This is a genomic window from Vibrio sp. 10N.222.48.A3 (assembly GCF_041475345.1).
GTDB classification, from domain to species: Bacteria; Pseudomonadota; Gammaproteobacteria; order Enterobacterales; family Vibrionaceae; genus Vibrio; species Vibrio tasmaniensis_A.
In genome coordinates this window covers 1-524 of the sequence record NZ_JBFRVX010000782.1, presented here as the reverse complement: position 1 = coordinate 524, position 524 = coordinate 1, and the positions used below count along the sequence as shown (strand labels likewise).

General features: G+C 39.7%; 1 protein-coding gene and 1 pseudogene. One reads left to right on the top strand and one right to left on the bottom strand.

Annotated features, from left to right (window positions below; all coding sequences use genetic code 11):
* Window positions 1–145 (bottom strand): beta-ketoacyl synthase N-terminal-like domain-containing protein (locus AB4653_RS19740; RefSeq protein ID WP_372105101.1); only part of this gene is annotated, 145 nt, incomplete at its 3' end.
* A 56-nt stretch (window positions 146–201) separates the two neighbouring features.
* Here AB4653_RS19740 and mnmC point away from each other — a divergent pair.
* A pseudogene (gene mnmC, locus AB4653_RS19735) lies at window positions 202–524 on the top strand (bifunctional tRNA (5-methylaminomethyl-2-thiouridine)(34)-methyltransferase MnmD/FAD-dependent 5-carboxymethylaminomethyl-2-thiouridine(34) oxidoreductase MnmC); the annotation flags it as partial.

The window sequence follows — 524 nt, the reverse complement described above, 5'->3', positions numbered from 1 at the left end:
AAACTTGAGAGCGCAAGCCATTTTCCTTGAACTGCTCTGAAGCGGTAATACCTGATTTACCCTCTTTCAGTGATGCTAAAACTTCTTCGACGTTGTTACCGATACTTGAAACAATACCCATACCGGTGATTACGACTCGTTTCATGTGACATTCCTATAATTCTAAATTCAGCTAGATGATAACTAAGAAGCCTAACAAAAGTGGTCAGCTTTCCTAGAAATTCGTACAATCCCTACCAACATATCGCTTCAAATCACAAAATGATAGATTTTATGACTTCAATTACTAATGCAGAGCTGGAATGGAATGAGTCTGGCACGCCAGTTTCAGACCAATTTGACGACGTTTACTTCTCTAATGTTAACGGTTTAGAAGAAACTCGCTACGTCTTTTTAAAACAAAACCACCTTCCAGAGCGTTGGGTTGAACATCAACAACGCCGTTTTGTGATTGCTGAAACCGGTTTTGGTACAGGTTTAAACTTTCTCGCAGTCTGGCAATGGTTCGATGCTTTTCTTAAAGA